We start from the raw sequence: 21,497 nt of genomic DNA on the forward strand, positions 1-21,497 counted from the left end.
CCATCGCATTTTTCTACCCGTCTCCCGCGCCGCCGCCGTCGTGCCTCGGCGTTGTCCGGGCGGCGGGGTCCGCGCGGCTCGCCCGCGTCGCATCCGGAGGTAGTGGACACGTGGCCAGCCCCGAGCCCCAGGAGCGCAAGCGCGAGCTGCTCCGTCGCCGCCTCGCGGCGGAACAGCTCGCCGCCACCGACCCGGCGGCGCCGCCCGTGCGCGGCCGGCGGGTGCCCGGCCAGGGCCATCCGCTCAGCCCGGGCCAGCTCCGGATGTGGTTCCTGCAGCAGCTCGACCCGTCCAGCGCCGCGTACAACGTCGCCGCCGCCTTCGACCTCACCGGTCCGGTCGACGCCGACGCGCTGCACGCGGCCCTGCGCGCCGTCGCGCACGGTCACGAGATCCTGCGCACGACCTACCGGGTGCCCGCCGGTGGCCGGCCCGAGCAGGTCGTCCACGCCGAGCTGGACCCGCAGTGGTCGAGCCACGACGTCTCCGGGGAGCCCTCGGCCAGCCGGGAGCGGCTCGCCGACGAGATTGCGCGGCGCGCGGCCCGCCGTCCCTTCGACCTCACCAGCTCCTCGCCGCTGCGGGTGACGCTGATCAGGCTCGCCGCCGACCGGTTCGTCCTCGTGGTGGTCGCCCATCACGTGGCCTGGGACGACGCGTCCTGGGAGATCTTCTTCCGGGAGCTGTTCGCCCACTACGACAACCTCCGGGCCGGCGACGGCCCGCTGCCCGCCGACGAGCGGACGGCGCAGTACATCGACGTGGCCGGGCAACCCAGGGGCGCTGACGCGCAGGACCCCGACCCGGCGGCGCTGGACTACTGGCGCGGCCAGCTCACCGCGCTGCCCGAGCCGCTGCGGCTCCCCGGCGGCGAGCCCGTGGCGGCCGCCACCGCCGCCGGGGCCGACCCGGGCAAACTGGCCGACCCGGGCGGCCAGGTCGTCCACCAGGCGGTGGCCGGGCTCGGGCGGCGGGTGCGCGCGTTCGCGGTCGAGCACGGCGCCACGCCCTTCATGGTGCTGCTGGCGGCCTTCGCCGCGGTGCTGCACCGGCACACCGGGGCCACCGACATCGTGGTCGGCTCGCCCGTGGTCAACCGGGACCAGCCCGGTGCCGACCGCCTCATCGGCTATTTCGGCAACACGGTCGCGCTGCGGGTGCGGGTCCGCCCCGGCGACTCCTTCCGGGACCTGCTCGCGCGGACCAGCGAGACCTGCCGCGGCGCCTTCGCCCACCAGCACGTCGACCTGGAGGACGTCGTCCGCGCGGTCAACCCGGACCGCTCCGACGGCGTCTCGAGCGTGTTCACCACCCTGTTCGCCGTGCGGACGGCCGCTGCCGAGCACCTCGGCGCGCGCGAGCTGAGCGGCGCGCGCCGGCCGCTGCACACCGGTGACGCCCAGTTCCCGCTGGGAGTCACCGTGGAGATCGGGGCCGACCAGCTCGATCTGGAGGCCGGGTTCCTCACCGCCGCGGTCACCGCCGGCTTGGCCGGCGCCGTGCTCCGCCACCTCGAGACGTTCCTCGACCATGCGACGCGCCATCCGCGGCGGCCGCTCGCCGCCGTCGACCTGCTCACCGGTTCCGAGCGCCGGCGGACGCTGGTCGACTGGAACGACACCGCGGCGCCGAGCCCCGACGCGACCTGGGCCGAGCTGCTCGCGCGGCGCGCCGCGCGCGCTCCCGGGCACGCCGCCGTCGTCACGTCCGGCGGCACCCTGACCTACGGCGAGCTGGTCGGACGGGCCGACGCGCTTGCCCACCGGCTGCGCGGCCTGGGCACCGGCCCGGGCACCATCGTCGCGCTGGCGCTCCCGCGCACGCTCGACCTCGTCGTGGCCCTGGCGGGGGTGACCCGCGCCGGCGCCGCCTACCTGCCGGTGGACCCGGGGTACCCGGCCGACCGGATCACGCTCGTCCTCGAGGACGCCGCGCCCTCGCTGCTCATCACCACCCGCGAGCTCGCTGCGACGCTGCCCATCCCCGCCGGCGTCACCGTCGTCCTCGTCAACGGGCCGGCCGCCGGGACCGAGTCCGGGGCCGAGCCCGGGTCGGTGCCCGAACCGCCGGCCGTGGCCGCGGTCCCGGCGGAGCTGGGAAGCGCCGCCTACGTCATCTACACGTCCGGCTCGACCGGGCGTCCCAAGGGCGTGGTGGTGCCGCACCGCGCGCTGACGAACTTCCTGGCCAGCATGGTCGACCAGTTCCAGCTGGGTGACGGCGACCGGGTGCTGGCACTGACGACGCTGTCGTTCGACATCGCGGCGCTGGAACTGCTCGCCCCGCTCACCGCCGGCGCCACCGTCCACCTGGCCGGCCAGGACGAGGCCCGTGACCCGACCGCGCTGGCGGCGCTGCTGGCGGGCGGCGGGATCACCGTCGCGCAGGCCACCCCCTCGATGTGGCAGTCGATCCTGGCGGCGAGCGACGACCGCTTCCCCGGGGTGCGCGTGCTCAGCGGCGGAGAGGGCCTGCCGCCGGCGGTGGCGACCACGCTCGCCGAACGGGCCGACGAGGTCGTGAACCTGTACGGGCCGACCGAGACGACGATCTGGTCGACGGCCGGCCCGGTCGCCGGCGACGGACGGCCGACCGTGGGCCGTCCGATCCGCTCGACCCAGGTCTACCTGCTGGACACCGCGCTGGCCCCGGTCGCCCCCGGCATGCCCGGCGAGCTGTACATCGGCGGGGCGGGCGTCGCGGACGGCTACCTGCGCCGGCCCGGCCTGACCGCGTCCCGCTTCGTCGCCGACCCCTTCAGCGCCGGGGGGCGGCTCTACCGCACCGGCGACCTGGCGCGCTGGACCGCCGACGGCGAGCTGGACGTCCTCGGCCGGGTCGACGACCAGGTCAAGGTGCGCGGGTTCCGGATCGAGCCGGGCGAGATCGAGGCGGTGCTCGGGCGGCATCCCGCGGTGGCGCGCTGCGCGGTGGTGGCCCGGGACGACGGCCCGGCGGGGCGGCACCTCGTCGCCTACGTGGTGCCGGCCGCGCCGGGGACCGTGGTCGACCCGGCGCTGCTGCGTGAGCACCTGGCGGCGGCCCTGCCGGAGCACATGGTGCCGGGAGCGTTCGTCCAGCTGGCGGCCCTGCCGACCACGCCGAACGGGAAGCTTGACCGGCGCGGGCTACCCCGGCCGGACTTCGCCGCGGCGGCCGGGTCGCGGGCGCCGGCCACCGCCGCCGAGTCGCTGCTCTGCGATCTGTTCGGGACGGTTCTGGGCATCGAGCGGGTCGGTGCCGACGACTCCTTCTTCCACCTCGGCGGCGACAGCATCCTGGCGTTCCAGGTGGTCGCCGGTGCCCGCGCCGCCGGCCTGGCCTGCGTGCTGCCGGACATCTTCCGCCACCCCACCCCGGCGTCCCTCGCCGCCGCGGCGGAACAGGCCACTGTGCCACCGCCCGCCGACACAGCCCTCGACGCGGATCTCGCCGGGGTGAGCGCCGTCGACCTGGAGCGCTGGCGGGCCCGGTACCCGGATCTGACCGGTGTCCGGCCCGTGTCGCCGCTGCAGGCCGGCCTGGTCTTCCACTCGCTGCTCGGCGACGGGTCCGGGACGGTTCCCGGCGCGGCCGGTTCCGACGCCTACATCCTGCAGTTCGTCGTCGACCTGCGTGGACGGCTCGACCCGGCCCGCCTGCGCGCGGCGGGCCGGGCCCTGTTCGAGCGGCACGAGAACCTGCGCACCGCCTTCCTGTACGACGGCGACGCGCCCGTCCAGATCGTGCTGGCCGATCTCGCGCCGGCCGCCTTCGACGAGGTGTGGACGGAGGTCGACCTCGCGGGCTGGCCGCGGGCCGAGGCGCTGGCGGAGGCCGAGCGGCTGGGACGGGCCGACCGGCAGACCCCCTTCGACCTCACGGCGCCGCCGCTGGTGCGCTTCCTGCTGCTGCGCACCGGCCCGGACGCCTGGCGGCTCGTGCTGAGCCCGCACCACGTGGTGCTCGACGGCTGGTCCGTCCCGCTGCTGCTGCGTGAGCTGTTCCGCCGGTACGAGCTCGCCCGGGCGGACGGGCCGGCCGCCGCGCTGCCGCCGGCGCCGTCCTACTGGGAATACCTGCGCTGGCTGGCCGGCCGGGACCGGGACGCCTCCCGGCGGGCCTGGGCCGCCGCGCTGGCCGGCGTCACCGAGCCGACGCTGCTGGCCGCGGCCACCGCCCGCCCGAGCACCCCGACCCAGACCGCGGCCCACGCCCCGGACCAGGTCCCCGAGCAGGCTCCAGATCAGGCCGTGGATCAGCGGGACACGGTGGACGGCGGGGTGACCGCCGCGGTGGAACGTCACGCCGACGCCGCCCTGACCGCCGCCCTGGGAACCTTCGTCCGCGAGCGCGGGCTCACCCTCAACACCGTGCTGCGCGCCGCGTGGGCGGTCGTGCTCGGCCGCGCGGTCGGGCGCGACGACGTCGTGTTCGGGACGTCGGTGGCCGGCCGGCCGGCGGAGCTGCCCGGCGCCGCGGAGATGATCGGGCTGCTGCTCGCGACGGTGCCCGTCCGCGTCACCCTCGAGCCGGCCGAGAGCTTCGCGGGCCTGCTCGACCGGGTGCGCGCCGACCAGACGGCGACCCTCGAGCACCACCACCTGGGCCTGGCCGACATCCACGCGGCCGCGGGGCTGCCCGAGCTGTTCGACACCCTGTTCGTGCTGGAGTCCTACCCGTTCGACCCGGCCGGCCTGCTCGGGCCGGACAGCGGCCTGCGCCTGGAGGGCCTGGACGGCCACGACGCCACGCACTACCCGCTGACGATCCGGGTGATCCCGGGGGAGCGGCTGCGTATCACCTTCGGCTACCGGCCGGAGCTGCTCTCCGGGACTACCGTCACCGCGCTCGCCGACCAGCTCCTGGACCTGCTCGCCGCGGCCGTCGCAGACCCGGACAGGCCCGTCGGCGCCATCGGCGCGCCCGCCGGGTCCGTGGCGCCCGCCGGCACCGTCGGCGCCGCCCCGGCCGCGACCCGTCCGGAGGAGGACGAGCCGACCGGTGCGTGGGCGACCGACACGACGCTTCCCGAGCTGTTCGAGGCCCAGGCGGCGCGGGTTCCCGACGCCGTCGCGGTCACCTGGGGCGAGCGGCGGCTGACCTACGCCGAGCTGGACGCCGCCGCGAACCGCCTCGCCCGCCTGCTGGCCACCCGCGGGGTGGAGCCGGAGTCGCTCGTCGCCGTAGCGCTGCCGCGCTCGATCGACCTGGTCGTCGCCCTGCTCGCGGTGCAGAAGGCGGGCGCGGCCTACCTGCCGCTCGACACCGCCTACCCCGCCGACCGGCTCGCCTTCATGCTTTCCGACGCGGCACCGGTGTGCCTGGTGACCTCCACCGAGGCGCTGCCGGCCCTGCCCGCGCGCACCCGGGTGCCGGTGATCGCGCTGGACGCGCCGCCGGTCGTGGCCGCGCTCGCGGAGCAGTCCCCGGCCCGGCTGCCCGCCGCCGGCCGGGCCCGGCCGGAGAACGCGGCCTACGTGATCTACACCTCGGGCTCGACGGGACGTCCCAAGGGCGTTGTCGTCCCGCACCAGACGGTCACCAGGCTGTTCGCGCACACCCAGCCGTGGTTCGGCTTCGACGAGACCGACGTGTGGACGATGTTCCACTCCGCGTCGTTCGACTTCTCCGTCTGGGAGCTGTGGGGCCCGCTGCTGTACGGCGGCCGCCTGGTCGTCGTCGACCACCACGTCTCGCGGTCGCCGGAGCTGTTCCTGGACCTGCTCCGGCGGGAGTCGGTGACCGTGCTCAGCCAGACCCCGTCGGCGTTCAGCCAGCTCATCGAGGCCGACCGGGCGGGCGGGGAGGACCCGGCGGGGCTGGCGCTGCGGTACGTCGTGTTCGGGGGCGAGGCGCTCGACCTCGGCCGGCTGCCCGCCTGGTACGCCCGCCACCGCGACGACGCCCCGGTGCTCGTCAACATGTACGGCATCACCGAGACGACGGTGCACGTCACCTACCTGCGGCTGGACGAGGCCGTCGTCGCGGCGGCGCGGGCCAGCCTGGTCGGCGGGCCCATCCCGGGGCTGCGGGTGCACGTCCTCGACCAGCACCTGCGGCCGGTGGCGCCGGGCGGCCTCGGCGAGCTGTACGTCAGCGGCGCCCAGCTCGCCCGCGGCTACCTGGGCCGGCCCGGTCTCACCGCCACCCGCTTCGTCGCGGACCCGTTCGGCGGGCCGGGTGCCCGGATGTACCGCACCGGCGACCTCGCCCGCCGAACCGCCGACGGCGGCTTCGAGTACCTCGGCCGGGCCGACGACCAGGTCAAGGTGCGAGGCTTCCGCATCGAGCTCGGCGAGATCCAGGCGGCGATCGCGACCCACCCGGCGGTGGAGCAGGCCGTGGTGCTGGCCCGGGAGGACCAGCCGGGGCAGCGGCGGCTGGTCGGTTACGTCGTGGCCGCGCCGGGGCGCCGGGTCGACTCCGAGGAGCTGCGCCGGCACGCCGCCGCCATGCTCCCCGAGTTCATGGTGCCGGTTGCCGTGCTGGCGCTGGACGCCTTCCCGCTCACCGGCAACGGCAAGCTCGACCGCGCCGCCCTGCCGGCGCCGGATCTGGCGAGCGTCTCCACCGGCACCCGCGCCCGCACCGAGCGGGAGCGAACGCTGTGCGCGGTGTTCGCGGGCGTGCTCGGCCTGGACGAGGTGGGGGTCGACGACGACTTCTTCACCCTCGGCGGCGACAGCATCAGCGCGATCCAGCTCGTCAACCGTGCCCGGCGCGAACAGGTCGGCTTCACGCCCCGGGACGTCTTCACCCACCGCACCCCGGCTAAGCTCGCGGCCCGCACCGAGCCCGCCGCCTCCGCCGTTTCCACCGCGCCCGACGGGCCGGCCGCATTCGCCGGACCTGGCGCCGCGCCTGACCGCCCTGGCGGAGCGGGAACGGGCCTGGGTGCCGATCCCGAGGCGATCGGCGTGTTCACCCCGCTCCCGATCGTCTCCCGGCTGGCGAGCTGGGGCGGGCCGGTGCGCCGTTTCAACCAGGCCATGCTGGTCTCGACGCCGGCCGGCGCCACCGTGGACCTGCTGCGGGACGCCGTCCAGGCCCTGCTCGACCAGCACGACGCGCTGCGGGCCCGGCTGCTGCGCCTGTCGCCCGCGCTGTGGCTGCTGGAGACCCTGCCGGTCGGTTCGGCGCGTGCCGGCGACCTGCTGCGTCGGGTGGACATCGCCGGCCTCGACGAGGCCGGCCTGCGCGCCGCCGTCGCGGCCGAGTCGGCCGCCGCGGCCGACGGGCTCGACCCCGAGGCCGGCGCGATGCTGCGAGTGAGCTGGCTCGACGCCGGCTCCGACCAGCCCGGGCGGCTGCTGCTGGTCGCACACCACCTCGTCGTCGACGGGGTCTCCTGGCGGGTCCTGCTCTCCGACCTGCGGACCGCCTTCGCGGCCGTGCTCGCCGGGCGAGCTCCCCACCTGGACCCGGTCGGAACCTCGCTGCGCGCGTTCGCCCGGATCACCGCCGAACGCGCCCAGGACCCGGCCCGCCTCGCCGAGCTCGCGCACTGGACGGCGACCCTCGCCCCGGGCGGTCGGCTGCTGGGCGGCGCCCCGTCGACCGGCGCTGCGGCTGCGACCGGCGCCGCGGCGGCTCCCGGGGCGGCCCCCGCTGCGGCCGGCACGATCGCCGACACCGACCGCCTCGTCGTGGAGCTGCCCGCGCGAGCCACCGCGCCGCTGCTCACCTCCGTTCCCGCGGCGGCGGGAACCGACGTCACCGCGGTGCTGCTTGCCGCGCTGCGTGCCGCCGTCACCGGCTGGCGCCGCGAGCGGGGCTGGGACGGATCGTCCGACCTGCTCGTGGATCTCGAGCGCCACGGCCGCGACCCGATCGCGCCCGAGGTCGACATCTCCCGGACGGTCGGCTGGTTCACCGCCATCTCACCCGTCCGGCTGCCGGCCTCCGGCGATCCGGCCTCCGGCGGGCTGGCGTCCGGCGGGCTGGCAGGCACGCTCGAGGCCGTGGCGGGCCGGCTGCGCGAGATCCCCGACGGCGGGGCCGGGTTCGGGCTGCTGCGCTACGCCAACGCGGCCGCGGCGCCGGTGCTCGCCGGGGCGGAGCACCCGGAGGTCCTGTTCAACTATCTCGGGCGGTTCGGCGCAGACGCGGCCGACGCCTGGGCGCCGGCACCGGAGTTCGACGCGCTCGCCGCCGAGCCCGACCCGGCCATGGGCGTCGCCTACCCGCTGACCGTGGACGCCGTCAGCGTCCAGACGCCTGACGGGCCCGTGCTGCGGACCACCCTCACCTACCTCACCACGGTGATCGACCGGACCGCGGCCGACGCCCTGGCCACCGCCTGGCTGGCCGCGCTCGCCGGCCTGGCCGGCCTGGCCGACGATGCCGTCCTGGCTGGCGCCGCTGCCCAGGCTGACACCGCTGGTCCGGCCGCCGTCACCGGTGCGGACGGCGCCGCCGGCCCGGCAGCGACCGGTGACCTGGTCGAGCTGTCGCCGGCCGAGCGGGCGCGGGTCGAGCGGGTGAGCCCGGGGCCCGTCGCCGAGGTCTGGCCGCTCTCGCCGCTACAGGAGGGCCTGTTCTTCCACTCCGCCTTCGACCGCTCCAGCGACGCCTACACCGCCCAGTTCGCGCTCGACTTCGGCCACCGTTTCGACGTAGACCGGCTGCGCCGCGCCTGCGAGACGTTCATGCGGCGCAACCCGACGCTGCGCGCCGGTTTCCTCGGCGACGGGCTGCCCGCGCCGCTGCAGTTCGTCGTCACCGAGCTGCCCGCGCCGCTGGAGGAGACCGACCTCACCGGCCTGCCCGCTGCCGAGCGGGCCGAGCAGGCCGAGCTGCTGGCGCGCCGCGACCGGGAGCGCCCCTTCGACATCTCGAACCCGCCGCTGTGGCGGCTCACCCTGCTGCGCCTCGGCCCCGACCACGACCGGCTGGTCTTCAACCGGCAGGTGCTGGTCTGGGACGGCTGGTCTGGCGCCCTGGTCATCGACCAGCTCCTCGGGCTCTACGAACGTGGCGGCGGTGACGAGGGGCTGCCCGTCCCGGCCGCCTCCTACCGCGACTTCCTGATCTGGCTGCGGGCCCGGGACACCGCGGGCGCCGAGGATGCATGGCGGGCCGCGCTCGCCGACCTCGACGGCCCGACGCTGGTGGTGCCCGAGGCCCGTGGGCTGCCGCCGATCGAGCCCGAGCGGATCACCACCGAGCTGGCCGAGTCGACGGCGCGCGCGGTGCGGGAGCTCTCCCGCCGCCACGGCATCACCGTCAACACGGTGTTCAACGCCGCGCTGGCGCTCGTCCTCGGCAACGCCGTCGGCTCCGACGACGTCGTGTTCGGCACCACGGTGGCCGGTCGGCCCACCGACGTCGAGGGCATCGACGAGGTGATCGGCCTGTTCCTGAACACCGTGCCCGTCCGGGTGCGGCTGGACCCGCGTGAGTCGGTGCTGGACCTGCTCCGCCGGGTCCAGGACCAGCGGGTCGACGTGATGGACCACGAGTACCTGGGGCTCGGCGACATCCAGCGCGCCAGCGGCCGCACGCAGCTGTTCGACACGCTGTACGTGCTGCAGAACTTCATCGACGAGGTGGCCACCGAGCAGAGCAGCGACCGGTTCGGGATCACCGGCGGCACCAGCATCGACCACACGCACTACCCGCTGACGTTCGTGCTGTTCCCCGGCACGCGGATCACGATGCGCCTGGAGTACCGGCCGGACGTCGTCGGCGCGCAGCGGGCTGCGGCGCTGTTCGACCGGTTCCGCGGGCTGCTCGACGAGCTGGTCCGGGACGTCACCGTCCCGGTCGGGTCGGTCGAGGTGCTGCTGCCGGCCGAGCGGGCGGAGCTCGCGGCGAGGTGGGCCGAGCCGTTCCTCCCGGTCGGCACCGAGACCGTCGCCGACATGCTCGCCGCGCAGGTCGCCCGCACGCCCGATCTCACCGCGCTGGTGTTCGGCGACGAGCGCGTCAGCTACGCCGACCTGGACGCGCGGGTCAACCGGATGGCCCGGCTGCTGCTCGCGCGCGGTGCCGGCCCGGAGACGGTCGTCGCGCTGGGGCTCGGCCGCTCGGTGAACATGGTGGTGGCGCTGTTCGCGGTGCTGCGCACCGGGGCCGCCTACCTGCCCCTGGAGCTCGACCACCCGCCCGCCCGCCTGCTCGGCATGGTCGCCGACGCCGGGGCGGCGCTGCTGGTGGCGACCGGCGCCACCGCCGCCTACCTGGACGGCGCCGGCGCCGGGCCCGACGAGCCGGTACCGAGACTGCTGCTCGACGACCCCGCGATGGCCGCGGAGCTCGCAGCCACCGGCGCCGGAGAGCTGTCCGACGCCGAGCTCGGGCTGTTCGCCCGGGACCGCGCCGACCGCCTCGACCACCCCGCCTACGTCATCTACACCTCGGGGTCGACCGGGCGTCCGAAGGGAGTGGTGACCCCCTACCGGGGACTGACCAATATGCAGCTCAACCACCGCGAGGAGATCTTCGCCCCCGCGGTGGCGGCGGCCGGCGGGCGCCGGCTGCGGATCGCGCACACCGTCTCCTTCGCCTTCGACATGTCCTGGGAGGAGCTGCTCTGGCTCGTCGAGGGCCACGAGGTGCATGTGTGCGACGAGAACCTGCGCCGTGACGCCGAGGCCCTCGTCGCCTACTGCGACGTCCACCGGGTGGACGTGGTGAACGTGACGCCCACCTACGCCCACCACCTGTTCGAGCTCGGCCTGCTCGACCGCGCCGAGGACGTTCCGGCGGGGCCGCCCGCGACCGTGGGCGCCGCCGCGACCGCGGGCGCCACCGCGGAAGCCGGGAGCGGGCCCGGGGGCCTGCACCGGCCGCCGCTGGTCATGCTCGGCGGCGAGGCGGTCTCGGAGGCGGTGTGGAACCGGCTGCGCGACACCGCGGACACCGCCGGGTACAACCTGTACGGCCCCACCGAGTACACGATCAACACTCTGGGCGCCGGCACCGCCGACAGCCCGACGCCGACCGTCGGCCGCCCCATCCGCAACACCCGCGCCTACGTACTGGACGGCTGGCTGCACCCGGTGCCCGACGGGGTCCCAGGCGAGCTCTACATCGCCGGCGACGGCCTGGCCCGGGGCTACCTCGACCGCTTCGCCCTGACCGCCACCCGCTTCGTCGCCGACCCGCGGGTCCCCGGCGGGCGGATGTACCGCACCGGTGACCTGGTCGTGCGCGGCGCCGCTGACGGGAACCTCGACTTCCTCGGCCGCACCGACGAACAGGTCAAGATCCGCGGCTACCGGGTGGAGCTCGGGGAGATCACCGCGGCGCTCGACCGTCATCCGCGGGTCAGCCAGGCCGCCGTCGTCGCGGCCGACGACACCGGGGCGCCGGGAACCCGGCGGCTGGTCGCCTACGTCGTGCCCGCGGAGCTGACCGCCGCCGACCGGGCCGCCGTCGAGGCCGACCAGGTCGGCGAGTGGCGCCAGGTCTACAGCGACGAGTACGTGCAGATCCCGACCGCGGTGCACCGCGAGGACTTCGCCGGCTGGGACTCCAGCTACGACGGGCAGCCCATCGCGCTGGAGCACATGCGGCAGTGGCGGGCGGCGACCGTCGAGCGCATCCGCGAGCTCGCCCCGCGTCGCATCCTGGAGATCGGCGTCGGCACCGGTCTGCTGCTCGGCCAGCTCGCGCCGGAGTGCGACAGCTACTGGGGGACGGACTTCGCCGCCCCGGTGATCGACAAGCTCCGGGCCGAGACCGCCGGTGACCCCCGCTTCGCCGGCCTGGAGCTGCGCTGCCAGCCGGCGCACGTCACCGACGGCCTGCCGGCCGGGCTCTTCGACACCATCGTGATCAACTCGGTGGTGCAGTACTTTCCCAGCCCCGAGTACCTGCGCGGGGTGCTGCGCGCCGCGCTGGAGCTGCTCGCCCCCGGCGGCGCCCTCTTCGTCGGGGACGTGCGCAACCTCGCCAGGCTGCGGGCCTTCCACACCGCGATCGAGGTGAGCCGGTCCGGTCCCGGCGGGCTCGCCGAGCCCGCGGGCGGCCTGCGTGACGCCGACCTCGCCCGGCTCGCGCCGGCCGTCGATCGCCGGGTCCGGCTCGACAAGGAGCTGGTGCTGGCGCCGGAGTTCTTCACCGCGCTCGCCAGCGAGACCGGCGCCGAGCTCTCGCTGCGGGTCAAGCGGGGCTCGTTCCACAACGAGCTCACCCGGCACCGGTTCGACGTCGTGCTGCGCCGGCCCGCCGCGCCGCCGGAGCCGCCCCCCGCGCCGCCGGTGCGTCTCGGTGAGGCCCCCGTGCTGCTCTGGGGGCATCAGGTCGCCGGTACCGACGCGATCGAGGCGCATCTGCGTGACCGCCGCCCGCCGATGCTGCGGGTCGCGGCGATCCCCGACGCGCGGGTGGCCGGCGAGCTCGCCCTCGCGGCCCGGGTCGCCGGGCGGGACGTCCCGGGCGGTGCCGCCGCGCCCGAGCGCGCGGTCGACGCTGAGCACGCGGTCGACCCCGAGGAGCTGTTCGCGCTCGCCGACCGGCTCGGCTACGAGCAGCACCTCACCCTGTCCGCGGCCGGTCCCGGCCTGTTGGACGCGGTGTTCGTGCGCGCGGTCGACGTCGGCGCGGGCCCCCGCGTGGACGGCTACCTGCCGGACCCGGCGGGCGGCGAGGCCGCGCCGCCACTCGCCAACGACCCGACCGCGGCCCGTGGTGCCGCGGCGCTGGCGGCGCTGCTGCGCGCCGACCTCACCACCGCCCTGCCCGACTACATGGTGCCGGCCGCCTACGTCACGCTGAGCGAGATCCCGCGCACCGCCAACGGCAAGCTGGACGTCGCCAGCCTGCCCCAGGCCGATCCCGCCGTGGCCCTGGTGGCCTCGCGCCCGGCGTCGTCACCGGCGGAGGTCATGCTCTGCGAGCTGTACGCCGAGGTGCTCGGGCTGCCCGAGGTCGGCGTCGAGGATGACTTCTTCGCGCTCGGCGGCCACTCGCTGCTGGCCACTCGCCTGGTCAGCCGGGCCCGCGCCGCGCTCGGCGCAGACCTGGCGATCCGTGACCTGTTCGAGGCCCCGACGGTGGCCGCGCTCGCGGCCCGGGTCGGCGCCGCCGGTGACGAGCCCGCCGTGCCGAGCCGGCCGCCGCTGGTCCCCGCCGACCGCCCGGAGCACATCCCGCTCTCGCCGGCCCAGCGCCGGCTGTGGCTGGTGGACCGCGTCGCGGGCGGGACGAACGCGTACAACTACCCGTTGGTGATCCGGCTGGGCGGCGAGATCGACCTGGACGCGCTGCGCGCCGCCGCCGCGGACGTCGCGGCCCGGCACGAGATCCTGCGGACCGTCATCGCGGAGCACGACGGCGAGGGCTACCAGCGGATCCTCGACCCCGCCGAGGCAGGTCCCGAGGTCCGGTTCGTCGACGTCGCCCCCGCGCGCCCGGGCGCTCCGAGCGCCGGCGCGGAGACGGGCCCGGCCGCCGAACCGAGCCTGGACGGCCCGGAGCGACCCCTTGAGCCGGATGAGCTTCAGCGCCTCGTCGAGCGGTTCGTCGCCGAACCGTTCGACCTGCGGACCGACCCGCCCCTGCGGCTGGCCGTGTTCCGGACCAGCCCCGCCGAGTCGGTGCTTGCCGTGGTCCTGCACCACATCGCGACCGACGAGTGGTCGGACCGGCCGTTCCTGGAGGACCTCGACGCCGCCTACGCCGCGCGCCGTGCGGGCCGGGAGCCGGACTGGGAGCCGCTGCCGGTGCAGTACGCCGACTACACCCTCTGGCAGCGGGAGCTGCTCGGCGAGCCGGCCGACCCGTCGTCGCCGGCGGGCCGCCAGCTCGCCTACTGGGAGCAGGCGCTGCGGGGCATCCCGGCGGAGATCGAGCTGCCGCTGGACCGGCCGCGCCCGGCGGTGCGCGACGGCGCGGGCGGCCGGGAGGCCCGCGAGCTGCCCGCCGCCACCGTGACGGCCCTGCGCGGCCTGTGCGCGCGGACCGGCGCCAGCATGTCGATGCTCGCGCACGCCTCGACGGCCACCCTGCTGCACCGCCTCGGCGCCGGTGACGACATCCCGCTCGGCGTGCCGATCGCCGGCCGCACCGACACCGCGCTCGACCACCTCGTCGGGTTCTTCGTCAACACGCTGGTGCTGCGCTCGGACCTCTCCGCCGACCCGACGTTCGCCGAGCTGCTGGCCCGCACCCGCGAGACGGACCTGGCCGCGTTCGACCACGCCGACCTGCCCTTCGAAGACGTGGTCGCGGCTGTCAACCCGCGCCGCTCGGCGGGCCGCAACCCGCTCTTCCAGGTGATGACCGGCTACCACCACCTGGCCGACGGCGAGCACACCCTGCTCGGCCTGCCGACGTCCTGGCTGCGCACCGAGGCGGGCACGGTGAAGTTCGACCTGGACGTCACCTTCGTCGACCGCGGCGGGAGCGACCAGATCACGCTGCTCGTCGAGTACGCCCGTGACGTGTGGGACGCCGACACCGCGCGGCGGCTGGCGGACCGGTTCGTCGACCTGCTCGGGCAGCTCGCCCGGGACCCGGACCGGCCGGTCAGCCGACTGGCCCTGCTCGGCGGGGACGAGCGCCGGCGGGCCCTGCGGTCCGCCACCGGCCCGCGCCGGGAACCGCCGCAGCCCACCGCGGTGCGCCTGTTCGCCGCGGCGGCCGCGGCCAGCCCGGACCGCCCCGCCCTGGTGGCCGGCGGGACGAAGCTGACCTTCGCCGAGCTGGCCGAGCAGGTCGGGAGCCTGGCCCGGCTGCTCGCCCGGCGCGGGGCCGGCGTCGAGGACGTGGTCGCGCTCGCGCTGCCCCGGGCCCGGATGGTGCCCGCCCTGCTCGGCGTCATGACCGCCGGGGCGTGCTACCTCCCGATCGACACCGACCACCCCGCGGACCGGCTGGCCTTCCTGCTCACCGACGCCCGGCCGCGGCTCGTGCTCACCACCGCGGCCCTCGCCGGCCAGCTGCCGGCGACCGGGGCGGAGGTGGTCGTCCTCGACGACCCGGCCGTCCAGGCCGAGCTGGCGGCCCATCCCGCCGGCCTGCCGATCGCCGGCCTCCCGCCGGCGGGCCAGGCGCTGCGCGGCGACAACGCCGCGTACGTGATCTACACCTCCGGCACCACCGGCCGTCCGAAGGCAGTGGTCGCCACGCACCGCGGCGTGACGAACCTGTTCGCCTCGCACGAGGTGGAGCTGATCCTGCCGGCGGTGGCGGCGCGGGGCGGCGACGGGCCGCTGCGGGCCGTCCACGCGGCGTCGTTCAGCTTCGACGGGTCGTGGGAGCCGCTGCTGTGGCTGTTCGCCGGGCACACCGTGCACGTCGCCGACGAAGCGACGATGCGCGACCCGGCAGCCCTCGCCGAGTACGTGGTCAACGCGCGGATCGACTTCCTCGACGTCACCCCGACATACCTGCGTGAGCTCGTCCACCTCGGGTTCCTCGACGGCGCCCACCTGCCGGGCGTGATCGCGGTCGGCGGCGAGGCCACCCCGGCGCCGCTGTGGGAGCGCCTGCGCACCCTGCCCGGTGTCGTGGCGCACGACCTGTACGGCCCGACCGAGTACAGCGTCGACGCCTACGGCTGGCACGGTGACGGCACGGCCGGCCCCGTCGCGAACACCCGTGCCCTCGTCCTGGACGTCGGTCTCGAGCCCGTCCCGGACGGGGTGCCCGGGGAGCTGTACCTGGCCGGTGACGGCCTGGCCCGCGGCTACCTGGGCCGGCCGGGGCTGAGCGCCACCCGGTTCGTCGCCGACCCGTTCGGCGCCCCGGGCGGGCGGATGTACCGCACCGGCGACCGGGCGCGGCGCCGCGCCGACGGCACGCTGGCCTTCCTCGGACGGGTCGACGACCAGGTCAAGGTACGTGGCTTCCGGATCGAGCCCGGCGAGATCGAGGCCGCGCTGCTGGCGCTGCCCGGCGTCGCCGCCGCGGCCGTGATCGTCCGGGAGGACGCCGCGGGAGACCCGCGTCTGGTCGCCTACGTCGTCCCGGACGGCCCTTGCGCCACGGTCGATCCCGGCGTGGCCGTTCCTGGCCCGGTCGATCCCGCCGCGGCCGATCGCGCGACGGGCGATCGAGCCGTGGCCGATCTCGGCGCGCTGCGCTCCGAGCTCGCGCGGACGCTGCCGTCCCATCTCGTGCCGAGCGCGTTCGTCGCGGTGGCCGAGCTGCCGCGCACCGTCAGCGGAAAGCTGGACCGCGCGGCCCTGCCGGCACCCGGCGAGCCGGCGGCGTGGCCCGGCCGCCGCCCGCGCGGCGCGCGCGAGGAGCTGCTCGCCGAGCAGTTCGCCGCCGTCCTCGGGACGGCGGAGGTCGGCGCCGAGGACGACTTCTTCGCCCTGGGTGGGCACTCGCTGCTGGCGATGCGCCTGCGCAGCCGGATCCGCTCGGTGTTCGGCGTGGAGGTTTCCGCCCGCGACATCTTCGACGAGCCGACAGTGGCGGGCCTGGCCCGCCGGCTCGACGGGGCGGTGGCCGCGGCCCGGCCCGCCCTGGCGCCCGCCGACCGGCCGCAGCGCCCACCACTGTCGCACGCCCAGGCCCGGCTGTGGGTGCTCGGCCAGGTGGAGGGGCCCAGCCCGACCTACAACATCCCGGTCACCTGGCGGCTGGAAGGGCCGCTCGACGTCGGTGCGCTGCAGGCCGCCGTCGGCGACGTGGTCACCCGGCACGAGGCGCTGCGCACGGTCTTCCCCGCCCCGGACGGCGTGCCCCACCAGCGGGTCCTCGACCCCGCCGCGGCCCGGGTGGACGTCGAGCTGATCGAGCTCGGCTCCGCCGGGGACCTGGCCCGGCGTCTGGAGAACGCGTCGGCACGGGTGTTCGACCTCGAGCGCGAGCTGCCGGTGCGGGTCACCGCCGTCCGGCTCGACCCGCGGCTGCACGTGGTCCAGTTCCTGGTCCACCACATCGCCGCCGACGAGGGCTCGGACCAGGCGCTGGCCCGTGACCTGTCGACCGCCTACCGCGCCCGGCTGCGCGGCGAGGCGCCGCGATGGGCCGCGCTGCCGGTGCAGTACGTCGACTACACCCTCTGGCAGCGCGCGTTGCTGGGGGACGAGTCGGACCCGGCCAGCCCCGCCTCGGCCCAGCGCGACTTCTGGCGCCGCGAGCTGGCCGGGCTGCCGGTCGAGCTGGCGGTGCCCACCGACCGGTCCCGGCCGGCCGAGCCGTCCCACCGCGGCGGCGTCGTCGAGCTGACCTGGGACGCCGAGTTGCTCGACCGACTGCGCGCCACCGCCCGGGCGCACGACGTCAGCCTGTTCATGGTGTTGCAGGCCCTGGTCGCGACGCTGCTACACCGGCTCGGGGCCGGCGACGACATCCCGATCGGCAGCCCGGTGGCCGGCCGCGGCGACGAGCGGCTCGACGACCTGGTGGGCTTCTTCCTCAACACGCTGGTGCTGCGGACGGACCTGTCGGGGCCGGTGAGCTTCGGCGAGCTGCTCGGCCGAGTCCGGGCCGCCGACCTCGCGGCCTTCGACCACCAGGACCTGCCGTTCGACCGGGTCGTCGAGGCGGTCAACCCGCCGCGCTCCCTCGCCCGGCACCCGCTGTTCCAGGTGATGGTCGTCCACCTGCCGGCGGCGGGCGCCGCCGCCGGGCTCGACCTGCCGGGCGTGACGGCCCGGCCCGAGCCGGTGCGCGCCGCCACCGCCAAGTTCGACCTCTCCTTCGACTTCCTGGAGCGCGTCACCGAGGCCGGCACGACCGAGCTGGCGGTCGGGCTCGCCTACAGCGCGGACCTCTTCGACCACGCCACGGCCGCGTCGTTCGGCCGCCGGCTGCAGCTGCTCACCGAGGCCGTGCTCGCGGCCCCGACAGCACCGCTGGCTGCCCTGCCCGTTCTCGACGACGCAGAGCGGGATCTGGTCCTGACCGGGTTCAACCGCACCGGGCGCGCGGTCACCGAGCTGACCTGGCCGGCGGCCTTCGAGGCCCAGGCCGACCGCACCCCGGGGGCGGTGGCCGTGGTCTGCGAGGACGTCGAGCTGACCTACGCCGAGCTCGACGCGCGGGCGAACCGGCTCGCACGGCTGCTGGCCGCCCGCGGCGCGGGGCCGGAATCGGTGGTGGCCGTCGCCGTGCCGCGCTCGGCCGACCTGGTCGTCGCGCTGCTGGGGGTGCTGAAGACCGGCGCCGCCTTCCTGCCGCTCGACCTCGACCACCCGGCGGACCGCGTCGCCTTCATGATCTCCGACGCGGGCGCCCGGCTGCTGGTCTCCACCCGCGGCCACGCCGAGGAGCTGATCGCGCTCGGGGCGCTCGGGGCGCTCGGGGCGCTCGGAGTGCCGGGGCCGCTGGGCGATCCGGGCGCGCCGGGCACCGGCGCGCCCGGGCTTGACCTCGTGCTGCTCGACGAGCCCGGGACGGCGGCCGAGTTGGCCACGGGTGACCCGGCCCGGCCCGGCACCGGCGTGGCCACGAGCCTCGACAGCGCCGCCTACGTCATCTACACGTCGGGCTCGACCGGACGTCCCAAGGGTGTGGTGGTCACCCACGAGGGTGTGGGCAGCCTGGTCGCGACCGCTGTCGACCGGCTCGGGGTGAACGGGACGTCCCGGGTGGCGCAGTTCGCCTCGGTCGGGTTCGACGTCGCGGTCTTCGACCTGTGCATGGCGCTGTGTGTCGGCGGGCGCGCGATCATCGTGCCGGCGCAGCGGCGCGTCGCCGGGCCGGAGCTCACCGGGTACCTCGCCGACCACGGCGCCACGCACATGATCCTGCCGCCCGCCCTGGTCGCCGCGTTGCCGGCGGACTGCGCGCTGCCGGCGGGCGCGGTGCTGGTGGTGGGCACCGAGACCGTGCCGATCGAGACGGTGCGCCGCTGGTCGAGCCACCTGCGGGTGGTCGCCGCCTACGGCCTGACCGAGGCGACGGTCAACTCCACCCTGTGGCAGGCGGACCCGGACTGGACCGGCGCGGTGCCGATCGGCGTCCCCGACCCCAACACCCGCGCCTACGTGCTGGATACCGCGCTGCGGCCGGTCGGGGTCGGGGCGGTCGGCGAGCTCTACATCGGCGGCCGCGGGCTGGCGCGGGGCTATCTCGGACGCCCGGAGCTGACCGCCCAGCGGTTCGTCGCCGACCCGTTCGGCCGGCCGGGCGACCGGCTCTACCGGACGGGCGACCGGGCGCGCTGGCGCCCCGGCGGGGTGCTGGACTTCCTGGGCCGGGCCGACGACCAGATCAAGATCCGTGGCTACCGGATCGAGCCGGGCGAGATCCAGTCCGTGCTGATGCGTCACCCCGGCGTGCGCCAGGCGGTCGTGCTGGCCCGGGAGGACCGCCCTGGATCACTCCAGCTCGTCGCCTACGTCGTGCCGGTCGACCCGGCGCAGACTGGCCCGGTGCCCGGCGGCGCTGTGCCCGGCGGTGGCCGGCTCGACCCGGCGGCGCTGCGCGTGCACGCGGCCGAGTACCTGCCCGAGTACATGGTGCCGGCGGCGGTGGTGCTCGTCCCGGGCCGGCTTCCGATGACCCCCAACGGCAAGCTCGACCGGGCAGCGCTGCCGGCTCCCCGGTTCGCGCTCTCGGCAGCCGGCCGTGCGCCGGCCTCGGCGACCGAGGCACGCCTGTGCGAGCTGTTCGCTGAGGTCCTCGGGCTGGGCGACAGCCGTCGCGGGCCGGCGGCAGAGGAACAGGCGGGGCGGCAGCCCACCGCCGTCGGCGTCGACGACGACTTCTTCGCCCTCGGCGGCGACAGCATCATCTCGATGCGGCTCGTCAGCCGGCTGCGGGCCGACGGGTTCGTGGTCCGGCCGGCCCAGGTGTTCCGGCACCGGACGCCGGCCGAGCTCGCGGCGGTGCTCACCGGGGCCGGGGCGCTCCCGGGCACCGTCGTCACGACCGGGGCCGGGCCGCTTCCTGGTGCCGTCGCCACGGCTGTGGCCGGCGACGGCGTCGGCGTGGTGCCGCCGACCCCGCCGCTGCTCGCGCTGCGGGCCGCCGGCGGCGGTGTGGACGGTTTCTCCTCGCCCATGCTGCTGCACGTCCCGGCCTCGGTCACCCTGCCGGCGCTGCGGGCCGTCCTGGCCGCGGTGGCGGAGCGGCACGAGATCCTGCGGGCCCGGCTGGTGCGTGCGGCGACCGGCACCGTCCCCGACGGCCTGCCGGCGACCAGCGCCGACGGCGGTGAGGCGTGGTACCTCGATGTGCCTCCGCCCGGCCCGGCCGGTGTCGGCTCGTGGGTGCGCCGGGTGGAGGTGGGCGCGGACGACGACCTCGACCGGACGCTCGCCGCCGAGGCGCTCCGCGCCAACCGGGAGCTCGACCCCGACGCCGGCGCGATGGTCCGCGTCGTCTGGTTCGACGCCGGGCACAGCAGCTCGGGCCGGCTGCTGGTCCTCGTGCACCACCTGGTGACCGACGGGGTGTCCTGGCAGATCATCCTGGATGATCTCGCCGCGGCCTGGAACGCCCTGACCCGGGGCGGCGTACCGGCCCTCGCGCCGGTGTCGACGTCCTACCGGCGGTGGGCGCTGGGTGTCACCGAGCAAGCCCGGCGACCCGAGCGGGAGGCGGAGCTGGCGTACTGGCTCCGGACCGTCGAGGGCGGCGCGCCGCTACCGCGCCCGGCCGGTGCGCCCAGCGAGCTCGCGACGGGGGAGGACAGTCGGCTCCCGGTCGACGGGGCGACCGCGGCGACCGAGGAGGTCGCGGAGGTCGAGCGGGCGGTACCGGAGCACGACACGGCGGTGGTCGAGCGCGACGCCGGGGCGGTAACCGCGACGATTCCCGAGACCTGGGCCGGCGACGTGCTGGTGGTCGCGCCCGCTGTCTGGGGCGTCGGGGTCGACGAGATCCTGCTCGCCGCGCTGGCGCTGGCGGTGGCCGACTGCCGCCGCCGGTGGGAGGGCACGCAGGCCGCCGGGCTCGTGGTCGCCCTGCAGAGCCATGGCCGCGTCGACCCGGAGGTGGACGAGGCGGACCTGACCCGCACCGTGGGGTGGTTCGCCGACGTCCACCCGCTCTGCCTGGATCAGCGGCCGGTCGACCTTGGCGACCCGGCGGCCGGCGCGGCGCTGGACGCCGCGGTCGTCGCCGTCCACCGGCGCAAGGCCGAGACCCCTCGGGGCGGTAGCGGCTACGGCCTGCTGCGCCATCTGAACCCGCGCACGGCGCCGGTCCTCGCCCGCGCCGGCCAGCCGGCGGTCTACCTGAACTACGAGGGCAGGTGGTCGCGGCCCGAGCCGGCTGACTGGGATGTCGCGCGCGAGGACGAGGGTCTCTTCGCCGGCTGGAACTCCGAGCGCGCCGACCCCTTCCCGCTCACGGTGATCATCCGGGCGCTCGACCTGCCCGGCGGCCTGCGGCTGGTCGCCCGGTGGACGTCCGGCGCCGGCGGGCTCCCGGCATCCGCGGTCGGTGATCTCGCCACGGCGTGGACGCGTGCCCTGGCCGCGCTCGCCGCGCGGGCCCGGCACCTGCGCTAACCCGCTCGCGCGCGGCGCGTGCGGCCCGGCCACGCGCGCCGCACGGGCATCGCGCCCGCGGCAAATCGACGGACCCGTCCCTGACGCATCGAATTTGCCGCAACGAATTTTTGGTTAATCCGACCAAAACCCAGTCAGGTAGCGATTTCG

General features: G+C 76.3%; 1 protein-coding gene. It reads left to right on the top strand.

Annotated elements, in window-relative coordinates:
* The first annotated feature begins 110 nt into the window (after positions 1-110).
* Positions 111-21,347 carry a non-ribosomal peptide synthetase gene (locus FMEAI12_RS29985; RefSeq protein ID WP_112108675.1) on the top strand — a complete coding sequence of 7,079 codons (21,237 nt, stop codon included), beginning with the start codon at positions 111-113 and terminating at the stop codon, positions 21,345-21,347.
* Positions 21,348-21,497: the final 150 nt, after the last annotated feature.

It is taken from the genome of Parafrankia sp. Ea1.12, assembly GCF_900465275.1.
Classification (GTDB): Bacteria; Actinomycetota; Actinomycetes; order Frankiales; family Frankiaceae; genus Parafrankia; species Parafrankia soli.